At 57.0% G+C, this 16,986-nt stretch carries 20 protein-coding genes and 1 pseudogene; 7 read left to right on the top strand and 14 right to left on the bottom strand.

The features are described 5' to 3' along the window. A pseudogene (locus MU846_RS14110) lies at positions 1-222 on the top strand (Rpn family recombination-promoting nuclease/putative transposase); the annotation flags it as partial. 755 nt (positions 223-977) lie between these two features. Here MU846_RS14110 and mazF read toward each other — a convergent pair. From mazF to MU846_RS14060, 10 genes are all read right to left on the bottom strand, one after another. After that, positions 978-1,328: an endoribonuclease MazF gene (gene mazF / locus MU846_RS14105; RefSeq protein WP_246953850.1), complete on the bottom strand. Its 351-nt coding sequence runs from the start codon at positions 1,326-1,328 to the stop codon at positions 978-980. Continuing rightward, positions 1,325-1,570 carry an AbrB/MazE/SpoVT family DNA-binding domain-containing protein gene (locus tag MU846_RS14100; protein WP_246953848.1) on the bottom strand — a complete coding sequence of 82 codons (246 nt, stop codon included), beginning with the start codon at positions 1,568-1,570 and terminating at the stop codon, positions 1,325-1,327. The genes mazF and MU846_RS14100 overlap by 4 nt, the downstream gene beginning before the upstream one ends. Positions 1,571-1,773: 203 nt before the next feature. Beyond that, positions 1,774-2,778: a transposase gene (locus tag MU846_RS14095; protein WP_246953846.1), complete on the bottom strand. Its 1,005-nt coding sequence runs from the start codon at positions 2,776-2,778 to the stop codon at positions 1,774-1,776. A 199-nt stretch (positions 2,779-2,977) separates the two neighbouring features. Continuing rightward, positions 2,978-3,283, bottom strand: coding sequence for a helix-turn-helix domain-containing protein (locus MU846_RS14090; RefSeq protein WP_442780658.1), 306 nt, complete (start codon positions 3,281-3,283; stop codon positions 2,978-2,980). Beyond that, positions 3,273-3,647 carry a type II toxin-antitoxin system RelE/ParE family toxin gene (locus MU846_RS14085; RefSeq protein ID WP_246953842.1) on the bottom strand — a complete coding sequence of 125 codons (375 nt, stop codon included), beginning with the start codon at positions 3,645-3,647 and terminating at the stop codon, positions 3,273-3,275. The genes MU846_RS14090 and MU846_RS14085 overlap by 11 nt, the downstream gene beginning before the upstream one ends. A gap of 43 nt (positions 3,648-3,690) precedes the next feature. Continuing rightward, entirely contained in the window at positions 3,691-4,038 is a 348-nt protein-coding gene (locus MU846_RS14080; protein ID WP_306799431.1) for a transposase, read from the bottom strand. Between the two features lie 173 nt (positions 4,039-4,211). Continuing rightward, positions 4,212-5,231 carry an acyltransferase family protein gene (locus MU846_RS14075; RefSeq protein WP_246953840.1) on the bottom strand — a complete coding sequence of 340 codons (1,020 nt, stop codon included), beginning with the start codon at positions 5,229-5,231 and terminating at the stop codon, positions 4,212-4,214. Continuing rightward, complete coding sequence (locus MU846_RS14070) at positions 5,228-5,509, bottom strand: hypothetical protein (protein WP_246953838.1); 282 nt, start codon at positions 5,507-5,509, stop codon at positions 5,228-5,230. Before MU846_RS14070 ends, MU846_RS14075 begins: the two co-directional genes overlap by 4 nt. Positions 5,510-5,532: 23 nt before the next feature. After that, on the bottom strand, positions 5,533-6,594 hold the full coding sequence (locus MU846_RS14065; RefSeq protein WP_246953836.1) for a serine hydrolase domain-containing protein: 1,062 nt from the start codon (positions 6,592-6,594) through the stop codon (positions 5,533-5,535). Between the two features lie 259 nt (positions 6,595-6,853). Beyond that, on the bottom strand, positions 6,854-7,333 hold the full coding sequence (locus MU846_RS14060; protein ID WP_306799430.1) for a pilin: 480 nt from the start codon (positions 7,331-7,333) through the stop codon (positions 6,854-6,856). A gap of 499 nt (positions 7,334-7,832) precedes the next feature. Here MU846_RS14060 and pilB point away from each other — a divergent pair, with 499 nt between their 5' ends. The 6 genes from pilB (at position 7,833) to MU846_RS14690 (ending at position 12,977) form a co-directional block, all read left to right on the top strand. Next, a complete protein-coding gene (gene pilB / locus MU846_RS14050; protein ID WP_371739038.1) occupies positions 7,833-9,533 on the top strand; it encodes a type IV-A pilus assembly ATPase PilB in 1,701 nt (566 codons plus the stop codon). Between the two features lie 2 nt (positions 9,534-9,535). Further along, on the top strand, positions 9,536-10,765 hold the full coding sequence (locus MU846_RS14045) for a type II secretion system F family protein (RefSeq protein WP_246953832.1): 1,230 nt from the start codon (positions 9,536-9,538) through the stop codon (positions 10,763-10,765). An 8-nt stretch (positions 10,766-10,773) separates the two neighbouring features. Beyond that, the gene (locus MU846_RS14040; protein WP_246953830.1) at positions 10,774-11,646 is read left to right on the top strand and encodes a prepilin peptidase; all 873 of its coding nucleotides are present in this window, start codon (positions 10,774-10,776) and stop codon (positions 11,644-11,646) included. Positions 11,647-11,727: 81 nt separating this feature from the next. After that, entirely contained in the window at positions 11,728-12,339 is a 612-nt protein-coding gene (gene coaE / locus MU846_RS14035; protein ID WP_246953828.1) for a dephospho-CoA kinase, read from the top strand. A gap of 3 nt (positions 12,340-12,342) precedes the next feature. After that, positions 12,343-12,537: a DNA gyrase inhibitor YacG gene (yacG, locus tag MU846_RS14030; RefSeq protein WP_246953826.1), complete on the top strand. Its 195-nt coding sequence runs from the start codon at positions 12,343-12,345 to the stop codon at positions 12,535-12,537. 203 nt (positions 12,538-12,740) lie between these two features. After that, positions 12,741-12,977, top strand: a complete 237-nt coding sequence (locus MU846_RS14690) for an addiction module protein (protein WP_306799429.1) — start codon at positions 12,741-12,743, stop codon at positions 12,975-12,977. Here MU846_RS14690 and MU846_RS14020 read toward each other — a convergent pair. The 4 genes from MU846_RS14020 to MU846_RS14005 form a co-directional block, all read right to left on the bottom strand. Next, positions 12,928-13,251, bottom strand: coding sequence for a hypothetical protein (locus tag MU846_RS14020; RefSeq protein ID WP_246953856.1), 324 nt, complete (start codon positions 13,249-13,251; stop codon positions 12,928-12,930). The two genes, MU846_RS14690 and MU846_RS14020, sit on opposite strands and share 50 nt — an antisense overlap. Before the next feature lie 159 nt (positions 13,252-13,410). Continuing rightward, positions 13,411-14,535, bottom strand: a complete 1,125-nt coding sequence (locus MU846_RS14015) for a helix-turn-helix transcriptional regulator (protein ID WP_246953824.1) — start codon at positions 14,533-14,535, stop codon at positions 13,411-13,413. Positions 14,536-14,773: 238 nt separating this feature from the next. Beyond that, on the bottom strand, positions 14,774-16,378 hold the full coding sequence (locus MU846_RS14010) for a hypothetical protein (RefSeq protein ID WP_246953822.1): 1,605 nt from the start codon (positions 16,376-16,378) through the stop codon (positions 14,774-14,776). A 338-nt stretch (positions 16,379-16,716) separates the two neighbouring features. Continuing rightward, positions 16,717-16,986: RpnC/YadD family protein (locus MU846_RS14005; protein ID WP_246953820.1), on the bottom strand; the 270-nt coding region annotated here is incomplete at its 5' end.

The following is a 16,986-nucleotide window of genomic DNA, read 5'->3' as shown; positions in this document are numbered from 1 at the left end:
CAACGGGAGGTGGGTGCCATGGCAGGGTTTGTAGAGCGCAGCAGAGAAGAGGGGCGGCAAGAAGGCCGTCAAGAGGGGCGACAAGAAGGCTGGAAAGAAAGTTGCCTGACCATTGCGAGCAGGCTGATTCGCAATACCTCGATGGACGACGCCGGCATCGCCGAGATCACTGAGCTTCCCGAGGCAGAGATTCGGGCGCTGCGGCAGAAAACTGCCCGGTAGGCGCTCGCTGAGCCTCATTATCGCCAGTTGATCAATAGAAATGGCTACCTTTGGAGCAATGCTACTAGCAGGAGGCTGGTGCCATGACAGGGTGTATCGAACAATCCATACAAGAGATCAGTGCGATCTGGACGGAGAGCACGAGGCGCGCCGAAGTTTTGCAGGCTGGCTGATTCGGCATAAAACTTATACTCTCAAGGCGGCTCTCGCCGGCGGAAGCTACCAAGCCGGGTGATGCACTGGTGTTCCACACCGGTGTACAGAGAGCTGCTCGCAGATCGCTCAGTAGTCGCTTTCTGGCGCTGAATATCTGCTGGTGCGCGCCGGCGACGGGGCGGCTGGAGGTGCTTTTTCTTCTCATTCCTTGCGTGACAAGCGAAGCATAGAACAAGAAAAGGGTTAAGGCTGTGGAGCATCATTTGGCGATTACAGCGCGTCAACTGGCCAGTTCGGTGGGCCTTACCCGCAGAGTTGGCGCGACCGCTTAAAGATCACGGCAAGCAAAGGCTGACTCGTTTACGAATGACTAATCAAGGATTTTCCGGTTAGTTATTCGTAAACAGGTAGCAACAGTGCTGGGAAACCGTCTGGTGGAGTTTGGAGCCTGTTTGCCCAGATTAACACGCAGCTCCAAGCCAACTTGGCGGAACCGCAATCAGCCAGATCTGATCCCGCGCATAGCCCCGATTTTTCTCCGGGCCTCCTGTTCCTGGCCAGCGGATCCAACTGCTACCGCGCACTTCAGGTAGCGAAAATCAACCTTCTATCAGCAGCTTTATCTTGGCCCTTATTTCAGCCAGCTCTGCCGCCTTGATTTTTCCTTTACGCTTTGCCCTGCGAACTTTCCAGTCCAGGCTTTTGACCTGATCGGCCAAGGCCACACTAGGGGGGCTGCCCGCCAGCGCGACCTCGAAGGGATAGCCTTTGATCTGGGTGGTAACAGGGCAACAGATCATCAGGCCAGTGCGACGATTGTATGTAGCGGGGCTGAGCACCACCGCAGGCCGGTGCCCTGCCTGCTCATGGCCCGCCTGGGGAGTAAAGTTGAGCCATACAATATCGCCCGCAGCCGGCACTTCAGCCGTTTTTTTCACAGCGGCCGTCAAAGCGCCTCCACACCCACAGCCGCTCCGCTATCCACCTCACCATGAAGGTTTGCCTCAGTGATTCCACCTAGCAACTCGTCAAGGGAAAGCTCCGGCGTGGCACGGGCGATCACGAGCTTCCCGTCAACGGGCGTGATCTCTATGCTCTCATCTACTTTCAGGCCCGCGGCAGCCAGCAGCGGCCGAGGGATCAGCACCCCTTGAGAATTACCCATTCTGCGAATTTTAGCTTTTGAGCTCATTTGCCTGCTCTCCACAAACCGACTTTGATCATCATAGATTCGCCGGCGAAACGTTGCAACATTGTTATTACATCCACAGAGAACTCAAGTCGCCGCGCAGACTGCTGGCGAACAACCAGTTGGAACACCCCAACGCCCAAGCGCCCAAGGCCGGAACAGCGATCAAGGATCAGTGAACCTCGCCAGCAAACAGTTCAGGGCGTCTACCCCAAAGCACAGGCAAACTTCTGCCCAGCGATCCAGCACCGCCCCGTCGACGCCGCAAAAGCCTGCAACCGAGCCAGCGATCCCAACGCCATCGGCACCCGGCCTCGTCGGGGCACCATCTGCGTCAGCCAGGCGCGCCGGTCGATACCTAGCCGATCAAGCACCCCCGCAGCACTGCCAGGGATAGCACCACGTTTGCCGGCAATAATTGCTCTACCAGTGGCGTCGACAAGCTCAAGGTAGTCCAACAGACCTACCAGATTCAGCGTAGCGCCTTCCTCGGCTGCGGCGCCTTCCTCTGCCGCGATAATATGCTCGTCTTTAAACGGCAATAACTGCGGCCCCTCTGCCTCGGGGTTGGCTGCCCTGAGCACCGCGCTGCGCTGCTGTACAGAGGTGTAATCCGATGCCTCCGGCGTAGCCGCCACGCCGGCCCGAACCGGATTGAGATCCACGTAGGCCATGCATCGTAACAATGATTTTTCATCCAGCAGCGCCTGGCTCTTGTAGCGGCTCTCCCAGAAGCGCCCTGTACATTTGTCTTCGGCATTGGCTCTGCGGGCCAGATGCTCATTCAGGCATTTCATGAACCAGCCAAGATCAAACAGCCGGGCTCGCCAGCACTCGATGATTTCCAATGCCGTGCTGGTTTCAATTGCATCGGCGATGCCGGCTTGCCAGCGCGTCACCAGAGGATGGCCCGAAAACAGCTGCATCCAGCGCAGAGCCACCTCTTCCGGCGACCACGACAGCGCACGGAGCCGGTCGATCTTCAATATCAGATGATAGTGGTTGGACATCACCGCATAGGCGCACAAATCAATGGCAAAGACATCCACCAGCAAAGCCAGCCTGCTCACCACCCACTGCCGGCGATGCTCGTAATCCTGGCCAGAATAATGATCCTTGCCGCACAGAAATGCCCGCCGAACACACCGGCAAATGCAGTGATAATAAGGGGTCGCCTCCAGGGAAACCTGAGAGGCTCGGGATTGGGTCATGACAGCGCTCCTTGCTCATCGAACTGCCACAGTACCCCGAAAAAGACTGCGCGGCTGTCAGCTTATGGCTGCGATCGCTGTAAGAAATCGCTTAGTTTATGCGTGTCCCGGTCGCTATCCTCCGGTCGCTTAGTTCTGATTGATTTATGCGTGTCCCTGATTGATTTCCTTGGTTCATTGATTCTTCTTCGCACACTCATCAGATAATGGCCTGCAAACCCTTGTCGGCGATGACGTTGAGCAGCTTGAGCGCCGGGCCTGCTGGGCGTGTTTCACCCTGTTCCCACTTACGTACCGTCGAAGCCGTCGTGTGCAGGTAATGGGCGAACACTGGCTGACTGAAGTGCAATGCTTCACGCAGACGCTTGATGTCGTCGGCGCTGAACTCGCGCACCGGCGGTGGGCAGATCGCGTCGAATTCACGCATCGTCACTTTGCTGATTGCGCCAGCGTCTTGCAATGCGGCCAGATCACCGCGCAAGGATTCGATGATTTTACTTGTCACAACATACCTCCAACAGAACATCAGCCTGAAATGCCTTCACCAATTCCTTGGCCGACAGCTCTAGAAATACCTTACCGGCATATTGCAGCGCTTTTCTCTCTTCCCGCGTAATGTTCGCCTTGTCGCTTTTCGGGAACCCGTGCAGAAATACATAACGGTGGCCAACACGGGCCGATAACACGGTGCGGTAGCCACCGCTCTTACCCGCACCAGAGCGGGCGACCCGCTTCTTATAGAGGTGGCCGCCCAAGTCGGCATCAATTAGCCCACTCTCCATTTCCTGGACTGCCTTGCACAGGGCCGTATCGGACAGTTTCTCGCCCGCTTGCCACCGCGCAAAATCCTTTCGCTTCAAAACCTTCATACTCATCCACCGGCCAAAACATACCCGTAACGGGCATGGCTGTCTAGCCCTTGCCGGTGGTGGCTTGCCAGCGCATCACCAGAGGATGGCCCGAAAACAGCTGCATCCAGCGCAGAGCCACCTCTTCCGGCGACCACGACAGCGCACGGAGCCGGTCTATCTTCAATATCAGATGATAGTGGTTAGACATCACCGCATAGGCGCACAAATCAATGGCAAAGACATCCACCAGCAAAGCCAGCCTGCTCACCACCCACTGCCGGCGATGCTCGTAATCCTGGCCAGAATAATGATCCTTGCCGCACAGAAATGCCCGCCGAACACACCGGCAAATGCAGTGATAATAAGGGGTCTCCTCCAGGGAAACCTGAGAGGCTCGGGAGTGGGTCATGACAGCGCTCCTTGCTCATCGAGCTGCCACAGTACCCGGAAAAAGACTGCGCGACTGTCAGCTTATGACTGCGATCGCTGTAAGAAATCGCTTAGTTTATGCGTGTCCCCGATTGATTATAGTTTATGCGTGTCCCGGATTTTCTGCGTTTATGCGTGTCCCGGCTTTTGTTTTTATGCGTGTCCCGGCTTTTGTTCCGGCTTTTGATCTGTGCGGCGCCGGTAAAAGCGTCGCTCGACAAAATGATAACTGAGCACTGCAGCCACGAGCCCTAGCGCTCCGCCGATCGCCAACGTTTCCGGCCACTCCCAGCCCCACTCCCGGAGGATGCGCATAAACAGGTAATGCCACAGATACAGACCGTAAGAGAGCGTTCCTATCCAGACCAGTATGCGGTTTCCCAGCCAGGTGGGCTGGGACATGATCAGCAAGGCGGCACCGATTTCGGCCAGCGTGAAGCCATAGCGGGCCGATGCAAGCCAGTGAGTGCTGTAGAATGTCATGGCGAAAGCAAGAATCAGGCAGGCCGGCCATGCCCAGCGCACATTGATCTGGCAATTCAGATAGCCAAGCAGGCATCCCAGCAACAAGCCACTGGCGCGCGTATCGGCGCGCACATAAAAATCCCAGACATTGCCGAAGTTCTCCGCAGCCCACCAGCGCCAAGCTGTGGCACACACAAACAGCAACACCATGGCACCGATCACGGCATGACGAGGAAAGCGCAACAGCACGCCAAGCAGCAACGGCCATAGCAGATAGAACTGCATTTCTACCGCCAGGCTCCAGATATGCCCCAGTATTGATACGCCAGTGCTCAGGCTTGACGCATAATTGACGAGATAAACGGCAGACCAGCCTGCATCTCTCGCATGCTTCAGCCACGGTGTTTCAATAAAAACCAGTGGCGCCACCACTAGATAGGCCAGCAAGAACAACCAGAGCGCAGGGGCCAACCGGCGCAGGCGACGCCCCATAAAAGCAGCGTAATCGATTCGCCCTGCCGCCGCGTGCTCAACGAGCAATAAACGGGTAATCAGAAAACCGGACAAGACGAAAAAGACATCTACCCCGAAGAACCCACCGGAGAATGAAGGCGGCTTGGCGTGATAGAAAACAATAATGAGCGCTGCTATCGCACGCAGGCCATCGAGGCTGGGGCTATAGCGGATACCGGCAGATGGCTGGTTCATGCTCCGCGCCGATCCTGCTTGCGCTGGTTGTAATATCGCCGAAAATCGCGCTCTTCCCGGCCTTGCAGGTAACGAATCAGCAGAAAGATGCCGTAGGCCAGGATAACGGTAGCAATTACGATCAAATCAACCGCTGGCGATACATCATCGGGCAGCACGGTTTCGGGGTTACGGTGAGCCTGAAACAGGCGCCATAATGATGCGAGCAGGTACACACTGATAAAGGCGGAAGACACATAAAACAATAGCCGCGAAAATCGCTTTGGATCTGGTGACATGCCGCTCCCCCGAATGGCTTCTTTTAATGGTGCCTGTAATGCTCGCTCAATGCGCTATATGCACGCTCTTTTATCGTGTCCATCGCCGCCTGCATATCGCGAGGCATGCCGTTGCCCACCCAGACCAGCACGCCGCCATGGTGATCTACCACGGCCAGAGATGATGCACCGATCAGGTTACCACTCTGAATGTAAGTGACCAGCGGATCATCTTCGCGCTGGTAGATATTGAACGCATGTCCATAGCAGGAACGAAACTCGTCACGCCTGCACGCGCCACCACTCTCGGTATCGCGCAGGGAATGCGGCTCACGATCAAGCATCTGGTGAATCAGCCTGGCGTAGCCAAGGGCGCTGCCAGACAACCCGGCCGAGGAAGATAACGCATCAAAATCAAAATAACGGTAATAGTTTTCCATATAGAAGTTGCTATTGCGGAAATCATAGCGCACTTCATCTGGCAGATAAGGCCCATCCACAAATGCCAGCCGGTAATCGCTCAAGGCGTAGCGGCGCTCTACTAATTCTCTGAAAGGCTCATCGTAGACGCGCTCCAGCACCACACCCAGCAGGCAATAGCCTAGATTGCCATAGGCGTGCCGGGCGCCCGGATCAAAATCCAGCTTTATACGCTCCAGGCGGGCGAGATCGCCGGGGCACCAGGGAGTTTTCGCATGGGCGAACATGGTGTCTGGCGTCTTCAGCCGATCGAAGCCGGCGGAATGGTTCAGTAACTGGCGGAGTGTCACGGTTTTCAGCCGCTCATCGGCAACGCTTTCCAACTCCGGCAAATAAATCAGAAACGGATCATCCAGCGCCAGCTTTTGCTCGTTGGCCGCCGCCAGCACGGCATCGGCGGTGAGCACTTTCGTGGCGCTGGCGAAGCGGAACCGTGTTTCGGGAGTGACCGCCTGGCCCCAGGCCCCATTGCGCCAGCCGCGCTCGCAATACGATATCTCGCCTTGCGGTGAAATGTAGGTCGCCTGGCCCGCCAGTGACCCACCATGCCAGCCAGCGGCCCGCCCGAAGCGCCCAAGCCACTCTGGCGAACTCGAAGAGCAGTCAGCGGCCCATCCGGAGAGCATGGATTCAATTGGAAATGCGAGGCGGGGCAATACGAGAGGGCGAGCTATTTTGAGGTGTATAATGACTGCTGCTAGCAATAGCAGGATGACCACTACAGCAAAATCTCTACCTCTAACCGGCCTGTAAATGCGGGTTTTCATCCATTACTTCTTGATAATTTCAAATCGCATCTTGGGGCAAACCCCATGTAAAGTACGCGGCGAAAAAGAAGGCGCTCTGTTGAGCGCCTTCCCTGAAGCCTATCGATTTTAAATGCGATCAGCCACCAGCAGCTTCAGACTCGCAACCCGGCGGTGCGTAGCTTGCATCAACAGTTGTCGCGCAGCTCCATGAGCCCGGGGGGTTATCGGCATCCGCATTACCTGCCCGAGTCCAGGTGAGAGTACCGCCATTACGAATGGCGGAAGCCGCATTGCCACCGAATGTAGCCGCGATAGAGGCTGTCCCGTCATCCAAGCTGTAAGTAACTACAAGCCCGTCTTGGTTGGTTTCTACGCCGCCGTCACCGAGAAGGTTACTAGTAGTCCAGCCAATCTCACAATCCGTCTCTTCAATGCCATTCATCATGCAGCTTTCAATCGCCGTACGCAGCGCACCAGTCTCAGCCATCACCCGGCTCACCTGCGAACGTGCAATATAGTTCTGATACTGCGGAATCGCGATCGCCGCCAGAATACCGATGATCGCAACCACGATCATCAGTTCAATCAAGGTAAAACCTTTCTGAACCTGTTTCATAACAGTCACTCCAGTCATCTTGGTTCGTGAAAACCTTTTTATTGGCCCGCCCCCCCGGTCCAGTCCCCGGCGGCAGACGACGCTGAGAGTTGTAATGCATATCGCGGGCCAAAAGCAACGGCCTTTGGCTGAAAGGCGGAACGGCTGCCGGTTTTTACTTCGGCTTATGGATCAATCACTTCCGACTCTGACGGGCACCGTCACAACATGACATTTATTGTCATGGCGACCTGACAATTATGGCGCACCGTTGCGGCACCCTGTTGCCGTTATGCTGCTTATATTTCGAGCAGCCTGATGCGTTATGGCGCGGCCCTTCCTACGTGCCACCACTAAAAGAAGGTGACACAGTTTGCGAACCCGGTCGCTGGATGCGGTTGTGCTTTCTGTGTAGAGTGAGTCGGGTTCGGAGGGAGCCGGTGATCGCCCCAGCTTCGGCTTGGCGGCGGCAGACAATAAAAGAAAATGATCAACCATCACGGCTGAAACCAGCATGTCAATGCAATTGAGCGGCCTTGCCCGCAGGCTTGTCGATGACGCTGTGCTCGCTGAAGAAGCAGCACGGGAGGCGCTCAATGGCGCCCGGCAGGAAAAACTCAATCTGGTCACTTATGTGGTGCGGCGGGGCATGGCTCGGGCCGCTGATGTGGCGCGTGTGGTGGCAGATGAGTTTGGCGATCCGATCATTGATCTCGCCGCCGTCAACCCGGATACGCTGACCAAGGGGCTAGTGGATCACAAGCTGCTGGAGAAATACCGGGTGCTGCCGCTGTATCGCCGTGGCAGCCGGCTGTTTGTGGCGGTATCTGATCCGACCAACCTCCAGGCGCTGGAAGACCTGCGCTTCAATACCGGCCTGAATATCGAGACGGTGATTGCCGAGGAAGACAAGCTCGGCACCATGATCGATGCCGTTGTCAATGAGGCCGAAGGCGGTGCCTTCAAGGATCTTGACGAGGGCCTGGATGATATTGATATCAGCAGCGGCGAACCCGGCGAGGCGGCGGAGGAGGATGCCACCTCGGCCGCGGATGATGCGCCGATTGTGCGGTTTGTGAACAAGCTGCTGCTGGATGCGATCAAGATAGGGGCCTCTGACCTGCACTTCGAGCCTTACGAGAAGACTTACCGCGTGCGCTTTCGGCAGGATGGCATCCTGCGCGAGATTGCCAAGCCGCCTTCCAATAGCGCGGGCAAGATTGCTGCCCGGCTGAAGGTGATGTCGCAGCTGGATATCTCGGAGCGACGCGTGCCGCAGGATGGCCGGATCAAGCTCAAGGTATCCAAGACTCGCTCGATCGATTTTCGTGTCAATACCTGCCCTACCCTCTTCGGTGAGAAGATCGTGCTGCGGATTCTTGATCCCGAGAGCGCGAAGATGGGTATTGATGCGCTCGGTTATGAAGAGGTGCAAAAGCAGCTCTATCTTGATGCACTGGAAAAGCCTCAGGGCATGATTCTGGTGACGGGGCCGACGGGCTCGGGCAAGACGGTATCGCTTTATACCGGGGTCAATATCCTCAATACGCCGGAGCGCAATATCTCTACCGCAGAAGATCCGGTGGAGATCAACCTTGAGGGCGTGAATCAGGTCAACGTCAATACCAAGACGGGGATGGATTTCGCCGCGGCGCTGAAATCGTTTCTGCGGCAAGACCCGGATGTGATTCTGGTGGGGGAGATCCGGGATCTGGAGACGGCCAATATTGCCGTCAAGGCGGCACAGACGGGCCACCTGGTGCTCTCGACCCTGCACACCAACAGCGCGCCGGAAACCCTGACCCGGCTGCGCAATATGGGCATCCCTTCCTTCAACATCGCTACCTCGGTGATCCTGATTATTGCCCAGCGGCTGGCGCGCCGGTTGTGCGAGCACTGCAAGCAACCCAGTGATGTGCCGGAGCAGTCGCTGCGCGAGCTGGGTTTTACCGAGGAAGATCTGGCGACGGGTTTCAAGGTGTTTGCACCGCAGGGGTGTGAGAAGTGCAATAACGGTTACAAGGGGCGGGTGGGGATCTACGAGGTGGTCAAGATTACCGACGGTATTGCCCGCATCATTATGGAAGAAGGCAACTCGATCCAGATTGCGGATCAGTGCCGCAAGGAAGGCTTTAATGACCTGACGCGCTCGGGGCTCGTCAAGGTCATGCAAGGCGTGACCAGCCTTGAAGAAGTCAACCGCGTCACCTCCGGGAATTGAGTATGGCGAAAGCAGCGGCGATCAAAGAAGCAAAGAAAAGCACTTTTACCTACGAAGGAACGGACCGCAAGGGCGCCCGGATCAAGGGCGAGCTGCTATCCACCAACCCGGCAATGGCGCGGGCCGAGCTACGCAAGCAGGGCATCAACGTGCGCCGTGTGCGCAAGAAGAGCGAGTTCTCCTTCGGTGGCAAAAAGGCGATCAAGCCCGCCGATATCGCGATCTTCACTCGTCAGCTGGCCACGATGATGAAGGCCGGGGTGCCGCTGGTGCAGTCGTTCGAGATCGTAGCTGAAGGGCTGGATAACCCCTCAATGAAAGAGGTGGTGCTGCGGATCAAATCGGATATCGAAGGCGGTACCAACTTTGCCAACGCGCTGCGCAACCATCCCAAATATTTTGATGATCTGTATTGCAGCCTGGTGGAAGCCGGTGAGCAATCCGGTGCGCTGGAAACCATGCTGGATCGGGTGGCGCTGTACAAGGAAAAGAGCGAGGCGCTGAAGGCCAAGATCAAGAAAGCCATGAAATACCCCACCACGGTCATGGTGGTGGCGGGGATTGTGACCGGCATTCTGCTGGTAAAGGTGGTGCCCACCTTCCAGACACTGTTCGAAGGCTTTGGCGCCGAATTGCCGGCGATGACGCAGTTCGTGATCAATCTCTCCGAGAGCATGCAGAAGAACGGCCTGATGATCCTGATCGGCATCGCTGCCTTTATCTTCGGCATCACCACCCTCAAGCGCCGTTCCAAGGCGTTCTCCGACGGGCTGGATCGGCTCTATCTCAAGCTGCCGGTGGTGGGCGATATTATCTACAAGGCCACGGTGGCGCGTTATTCCCGTACGCTTTCAACGACCTTTTCGGCCGGGGTACCTCTGATTGATGCTCTGGAAGCCTGCGCCGGGGCGACTGGCAATGCCGTTTATCGCGAGGCGGTGTACCGGATTCGTGACGATGTTTCGACCGGCCAGCAGTTGCAGTTTGCGATGCGTTCCACCGGCGTGTTCCCCAGCATGGCGCTGCAAATGACCGCCATTGGCGAAGAATCCGGTGCGCTGGACGACATGCTGGCCAAGGTGGCGCAGCATTTTGAAGACGAAGTGGATAACGCAGTGGACGGCCTCACCAGTATGATGGAGCCACTGATCATGAGTTTTCTCGGTATCGTGGTGGGCGGCCTGATTGTTGCCATGTACCTGCCTATCTTCCAGCTCGGCAACATGATGTAAGCACCCACATGACCCTGACGCTATTACTGCAAAATCATCCTGCACTGCTGATCGCAGTGCTATTTGTTCTCGGCCTGCTGATCGGCAGCTTTATCAATGTGGTGGTATACCGGCTGCCGCGCATGATGGAGGCCGGCTGGCGCATCGAAGCGCGCAACTTGCTGGATCTGCCTGCGGAGCCGCCCGCCGAGCGCTTCAACCTGATGGTGCCGCGCTCGCATTGCCCCCATTGCAACCACCAGATTCGCTGGTTTGAAAATATCCCGGTAGTGAGCTGGCTGGCGCTGCGAGCAAAATGCAGCCAGTGCGGCAAACGTATTTCTGCTCGCTACCCGGTGGTGGAGCTGGCTGCCGGGCTGCTTGGCGCGCTGGCCGCCTGGCATGCCGGCTATGGCGCATGGCTGGTGCTGCTGGTGTTTGCGCTGTGGATGCTGCTGACGCTGGCGCTGATTGATTTTGACACCACCTTGTTGCCAGATGTGCTGAATTATCCGCTACTGTGGGCGGCGCTGTTGGCCTCTTGGGCAGGCATTTCACCCGTGCCGCTGCATGATGCGTTATTCGGCGCTGCGGTGGGCTACCTCGCGCTCTGGAGCCTTTATTGGGTGTTCAAATTGCTGACCGGCAAGGAAGGCATGGGCTATGGCGACTTCAAGCTGCTCGCCGCGCTCGGCGCCTGGCTGGGCTGGCAGTTGCTGCCGCTGGTGATTCTGCTATCGTCTCTCGTCGGCGCCGTGGCCGGCGGCTTGCTGCTCGCCACTGGTGCGGTGCAGCGCGGCCAGGGTATTCCTTTCGGCCCTTATCTGGCCGGCGCTGGCCTGATCGCGCTACTGTGGGGCAACCAGATTGTGGATGCCTATCTCGGCCTGATGAAATTCTGACCGCTGCGCGAGCGGCCGCAGGTGCATGAAGGGCTGCGCTGGCGCAGCCCGGCCGGCCGCCGTCGTGCCGGAGGAGCCAGGATGTTTGTTGTAGGTCTGACCGGTGGCATCGGCAGCGGCAAGACTGCCGCGTCGGATTATCTCGCAGCCAAGGGCATTACGGTGGTGGATGCCGATGTTGCCTCGCGCATTGTCGTCACCCCCGGGCAACCTGCGCTGGAAGCCATTCGGCAACATTTCGGTGATACGGTGATCGCTGCTGATGGCGGCCTGGATCGCCGTGCGCTGCGCGAGATCGTGTTTGCCGATCCGGCCCAGCGCCAGGCACTGGAAGCCATTACCCACCCTGCGATCAACCATGAGATTCGCCGTCAGATCGCCGCTTCGGCTTCCGCTTATACGCTGCTGGTATCTCCCCTGCTGCTGGAAACCCGGCAGCACGAGCTTGCTGACCGCGTACTGCTGATTGATGCGCCAGAGGCTTTGCAGGTGGCACGGGCCACGGCGCGTGATGGCGTGTCACTGAAGCAGGTCGAAGCTATCATTGCCGCGCAAATGCCCCGCGAGCAGAAACGTGCGCGTGCGGATGATGTGCTGCTCAATGATGGCCTGCTTGGCCATCTCCACCGTGATCTTGATATCCTGCACGCACGTTATCTGGCGCTGGCCGCCACTTCTTCCGCAGGAGGCTGAACCATGACAGAAAATGCTGCGAGCAAGCCCGCCCGTATCATCCCCTGCCCGCAGTGCCGCAAGCCGATCCAGTGGCGCAGCGATAATCCCTGGCGCCCTTTCTGCTCGGAACGCTGCAAGCTGATCGACCTGGGTGATTGGGCAGCTGAGCGGCACGCCATCCCGGCGGAGCCGGAGGATTTCAACGAAGAGTTCTGAGTGCTTCTCTCAATATGCAATATGCAATATGGGCTGTGGCTGGCAGCGCAGCGGCTGAAGCTGGGGGGGGAGCGGCGGCGCCTAGCACGTGCGACTACAGAATGAAGGCGAAGCCACAATGAATATGTGTCGCCGTGACTCGCCTTGTTAGGGCTTTTGAATCGGGATAGCATAGCTGTATCACCCCTCGTCGCGGAGTCACTATGACTACCGAAACATTAGACCGGCTACGCTCGCAAATTTCGACTCTCTCCAAGCCGGAGCGTGCAGCGCTGGCTCGGGAGCTGATAATGAGCCTGGACGGCCCTCGTGACGACACAGTAGAGCAGGCCTGGAACGATGAAGTTGCTCGCCGTGTATCCAAGGTCAAAGACGGAAAAGCCACCTTGCTCAGCCGTGACGAATTTCGATCCAGGATGCGAACGAGGTTAGGCCAGTAACAGTGCGGACAGTAAGGATACTGGAAGAGGCCGCGCAGGAAGCGATAGAGGCAGCTGATGGTATGAATATGAGCAACCTGGGCTCGGGGCCGTTTTCTTTACTGCTGTTGAGGCCGCCATTGACGTTATTGAAGAAAACTTCATCCCTTTGATACCCTTCCCGGAAGAAGCCGGTGATACCGGTGCAAGACGCCTGATTCTGGAACGCTTCCCTTACGATATAGTCGCCCTTGAACTGCCAGAAGAAGCTGTAGTCATAGCCGTTGCTCACCATTCCCGAAAACCTGGCTATTGGCGGAAGCGCAGCAAATACTAAATTGCTCGGCCAGCAATAATGAGGCTCGGCGAGCGCCTACCGGGCGGAGGATTTCAACGAAGAGTTCTGAGCCTGGGGAACAATCGCAGGCTGCGACTGCGCCTTGAGCCAGCCCCGTTAATACGAGCGGGCTTCTATCCGCCCCGAGAGCAGGACGCGAATAACATCCTGCTGCTTGCTCACGCCCATCTTCGAGTAGATGCTCTTCAACTGCGAACGCACCGTCTCGATGCTGACACAATGCCGTTCGCTGATTTCACGGGGCGAAAGGCCATTCACCAATGCGATTGCCACGCGCGCTTCGGCCGGGGTCATATTATAGAGCTTGCGCAACGCATCGCCGGAGAGGTTAAGGGCAGATTCCGGGTCGCACAAATACAGCGCAACATAACCTGGCGGGTGCATGCTGTCTGATGCTTCGTTCAGGGTAGCCAGCATGACATTGATCGCATGCTCTTTGTCTGGATGGTGGAGCCCGATAGCTTCATCTCGGGTGGTGATATCCTGTTTGTCGACGCTGGCCAGATGCGCGATAAGTGTCTGCAGGCGCTGATTCTCCTCCGGATAATGAGCCTTGAGCCGGCCGTGCCTGTCGATGATCAACGCTCCTTGCTGCGCCAATAGCGCCTCAGCCACCGGGTTGCAGTATGCCACCTCTCTGTCGGGGCTGACGATGATCACACCCAAAGTCAGTCGAGACAGTGTCTTGCTCAGGTTCTGCTGCCGGGTGCGCAATTGTTGCAGCTCTTTATGGATACGCATTGCGCGCTTGAAGTGCGGATACAGTCTCTGCAGTGTGGTGCAGTCCTCACTGGAAAATGGAGCAGCATTGAATGAACGGTGCAACGCCAGGCCCACATGCCACTCTTCGTTATTATAAAAAGACATGCTGCAGAGAAAGCCGATATCGTTGGGTTTGAGGATCAGCCGATAGTAGAGTGGATGCTGGTGCCGTATCGCTTGTGCATCTATCAACTGGCGAGCCTTACCCGGCGGGTCGCGTCGTTGTAACTGAAAGGTATAATCGTATCGGGACATGCCGAATCGGTACGCAACCCTGACGGGTTTGGGCAAACCGTAAGCACCAATTATGCCGCGAATCTTGCCCTCATAATCTTCCATGAAAATACCACCGGAACGGGCATTGAGCAGCCGGCAAAGGCTCTCTGCCACACTGTCCCAGTGACGTGTATTGCAAGAGGCTTCATATATTTCGCCAACAAAATCCAGCAGTGCATCCATGCTGCCCCCTTTACAAAATATCTTGTCGTCCCCACTGCTCTCCCGGCAGATGCTGGCACCGTGTGCCCGAATAACTGGTCGGCGCAGCAGCACCCACCGAGCCAAGATATAAAGATACCTAACAGGGGCAGGGCTTGAAAGCCCTGCGCGAAACGTTACGAAACCTGACTATCAGCCAGACCGCAGCCTATCATCACCAGAGCAATCAAGGCGGGCCACACCGGCCCGCCGGTGACTGTTAATCCATTATTTCTTGCAGTTCGCTGATAAAGAAGAACTGCGAGCCAAAATCTACCAGTGCTTTTTCTTGGGCGCCTCGAGCCCTGATCGGGGCAAAAGCCCAGGTGCTGGTGGAGCTCTCACCTTCCATCCGTTCCTCGAATACTAACGTGCCGACCCCTGGCACCACACGCCAACTCTCGATAGTGCTGTGTTCGTCTGGTGCGAAGGCTATCTGCCCAGCGCCGTCACTGTGCAGCCAGACCTGGGGCGAGCCCTCTTCACCTGCCAAGGTAAATTCAAACGCTCTCGCCTGGCCTTCCGTGAAGGCGTTAGTGGCCACCCTTTCGATCGTGACGGTGCTCTTTTTACCGGCGAGATCCTGTAGCGCTACCTCGAAGCGGCCAATACGCATGGCAGAGAAACTATCCTCCGTCTCGGGCAGGAAGTGCAAGTCACCGTAGGGGCTCACCTCGACATCTGCGACCAGGCCCATATTGCCGGTTTTGTCGTAGAGGCCGCCTGGCCCGTCAGTCTCGGCATGGTTTCCGGTGACCCGGAATCTACCCTGCGAGAACTGGTACTCCCCCCACTCGGAAGATACTTTGAAAGCTTGCCCTGCTTCATAAATTACGTCGTCCTCGCATCGCAACTCCGCGGAATCCTGATAGGCTTCTGCATTGCTGTTGTGGGCAACCACATACCGGTTTTCGTCGAGGAATGTCAGCACGTTAAACTGTCCTGGCGCTTCAGTGACAAGCCATGCGCCAATCAGTGGATTGGTGGCACTTTCTACTGGCAGGAAGCGGATTGCGGCCTCGTCATCGCTGCCTTGCGGCGTAAGTACCAGATCTGCGCCCTGGAAACGGAGTGTCCAACTACTCTCGTCAAACCCACCGGAGCAGTCTGATTCTTCTATGACTGCCACCTCAAATTCGCCTGTCAGAGGGTCCAGTGTATAAGTTCCGTACTCGGCTGAAGCAGCGACCTGGCTTACATTATCTGCGTTCGAATGGGCGATGATATATTCATTATCGCTGATGAAAGTGAGCACGTTGATGTTGCCATCGGTTTCCTCGTAAACCCAGCTCTTGCGCAAACTGGCCTTTTCCGAATCGAAGAAATGTTCTTTCGCCTCCGCTTCGCTAATGAGCGGCAGGCCGACCTGAATTTCAAACTGGGATGGCTCGGCACTGAAGTCCGGGTCCACCCCGATCAGCGAACCTTTCGGGATCTGAATGCCATTGTCAGGATCCCCATCCTCATCCAGTGTCTGAAGCAGACGCAGTATATTGATCACCTCATTCGACAGCTCGCCGTTCGTCACCGTTCCCATATCCAGCGGCGTGATACGGCCAGTGGCTGCGACAGAAGGCAAATCTACATCGCCGATGGTGAATGTAACCGTTTCACCGGGGAAAAACCTGAACTCCCCGCTGGCGTTGGTCACGCCGGATCTGGTTTCTGTCTTATAAGCAACGCCAGCAACAGGGCCGTCGGTAAAAACCCCGATTTCCGAAGTGTCAACGCTACGGGAGCTGCTGCCGCCACCACCGCAAGCCGTCATCAGCAGTGCAAAAGATGCCGCGACGGCGGTTGTCGTGAATAGCCCAGAATTTCTCATCATATTCCCCTTGATGGATAACGCCTCTAGCTGAGTTTTACGAGGGAAAAGTCTAAGGCCGCACAGAAACTGCAACATCCCCGAGGTGGGTGATGACAAAACAAATATTGCGTCAATTTCCGATCAGGTAAGCCGGGCAAAAGTGCGACTGAACGTAGGGCCAGCATCAAGGAACGGCAGATTATCAGTTGCGCGGGCCAGGCGTGCCCGCACCGGCGTGTACGCCAACTCGACAACGGAAGACGGGAATACCGACTACGCCAAGACGTCGGTAGCACGAGCGATGATCTGGTCTTTCTGGTGCCCCTGCCAACGCGTAGAGGGGGCTCGGCGGGAGCCTATCGGGCAGTTTTCTGCCGCAATGCCCGAATCTCGGCCTCGGGAAGCTCGGTGATCTCGGCGATGCCGGCGTCGTCCATTGAGGTATTGCGAATCAGCCTGCTCGCAATGACCAGGCAACTTTCTTTCCAGCCTTCTTGTCGCCCCTCTTGACGGCCTTCTTGCCATCCCTCTTGGCGGCCTTCTTGCCATCCCTCTTGACGGCCTTCTTGCCGCCCCTCTTCTCTGCTGCGCTCTACAAACCCTGCCATGGCACCCACCTCCCGTTG

This window comes from Alcanivorax quisquiliarum (genome assembly GCF_023051175.1).
In the GTDB taxonomy this organism is placed as follows: Bacteria; Pseudomonadota; Gammaproteobacteria; order Pseudomonadales; family Alcanivoracaceae; genus Isoalcanivorax; species Isoalcanivorax quisquiliarum.
Note: the sequence above shows the minus strand (reverse complement) of the source record. Positions and strands in the feature narration are given on the sequence as shown.

Bases quoted from the DNA above. Each gene is read 5' to 3' on its own strand.
- MU846_RS14100 (WP_246953848.1), bottom strand. From the start codon at position 1,570: ATGAGCTCAAAAGCTAAAATTCGCAGAATGGGTAATTCTCAAGGGGTG.
- MU846_RS14095 (WP_246953846.1), bottom strand. From the start codon at position 2,778: ATGACCCAATCCCGAGCCTCTCAGGTTTCCCTGGAGGCGACCCCTTAT.
- MU846_RS14085 (WP_246953842.1), bottom strand. From the start codon at position 3,647: ATGAAGGTTTTGAAGCGAAAGGATTTTGCGCGGTGGCAAGCGGGCGAG.
- MU846_RS14080 (WP_306799431.1), bottom strand. From the start codon at position 4,038: ATGACCCACTCCCGAGCCTCTCAGGTTTCCCTGGAGGAGACCCCTTAT.
- MU846_RS14075 (WP_246953840.1), bottom strand. From the start codon at position 5,231: ATGAACCAGCCATCTGCCGGTATCCGCTATAGCCCCAGCCTCGATGGC.
- MU846_RS14070 (WP_246953838.1), bottom strand. From the start codon at position 5,509: ATGTCACCAGATCCAAAGCGATTTTCGCGGCTATTGTTTTATGTGTCT.
- MU846_RS14065 (WP_246953836.1), bottom strand. From the start codon at position 6,594: ATGCTCTCCGGATGGGCCGCTGACTGCTCTTCGAGTTCGCCAGAGTGG.
- MU846_RS14060 (WP_306799430.1), bottom strand. From the start codon at position 7,333: ATGAAACAGGTTCAGAAAGGTTTTACCTTGATTGAACTGATGATCGTG.
- pilB (WP_371739038.1), top strand. From the start codon at position 7,833: ATGCAATTGAGCGGCCTTGCCCGCAGGCTTGTCGATGACGCTGTGCTC.
- MU846_RS14045 (WP_246953832.1), top strand. From the start codon at position 9,536: ATGGCGAAAGCAGCGGCGATCAAAGAAGCAAAGAAAAGCACTTTTACC.
- MU846_RS14040 (WP_246953830.1), top strand. From the start codon at position 10,774: ATGACCCTGACGCTATTACTGCAAAATCATCCTGCACTGCTGATCGCA.
- coaE (WP_246953828.1), top strand. From the start codon at position 11,728: ATGTTTGTTGTAGGTCTGACCGGTGGCATCGGCAGCGGCAAGACTGCC.
- yacG (WP_246953826.1), top strand. From the start codon at position 12,343: ATGACAGAAAATGCTGCGAGCAAGCCCGCCCGTATCATCCCCTGCCCG.
- MU846_RS14690 (WP_306799429.1), top strand. From the start codon at position 12,741: ATGACTACCGAAACATTAGACCGGCTACGCTCGCAAATTTCGACTCTC.
- MU846_RS14020 (WP_246953856.1), bottom strand. From the start codon at position 13,251: ATGGTGAGCAACGGCTATGACTACAGCTTCTTCTGGCAGTTCAAGGGC.
- MU846_RS14015 (WP_246953824.1), bottom strand. From the start codon at position 14,535: ATGGATGCACTGCTGGATTTTGTTGGCGAAATATATGAAGCCTCTTGC.
- MU846_RS14010 (WP_246953822.1), bottom strand. From the start codon at position 16,378: ATGAGAAATTCTGGGCTATTCACGACAACCGCCGTCGCGGCATCTTTT.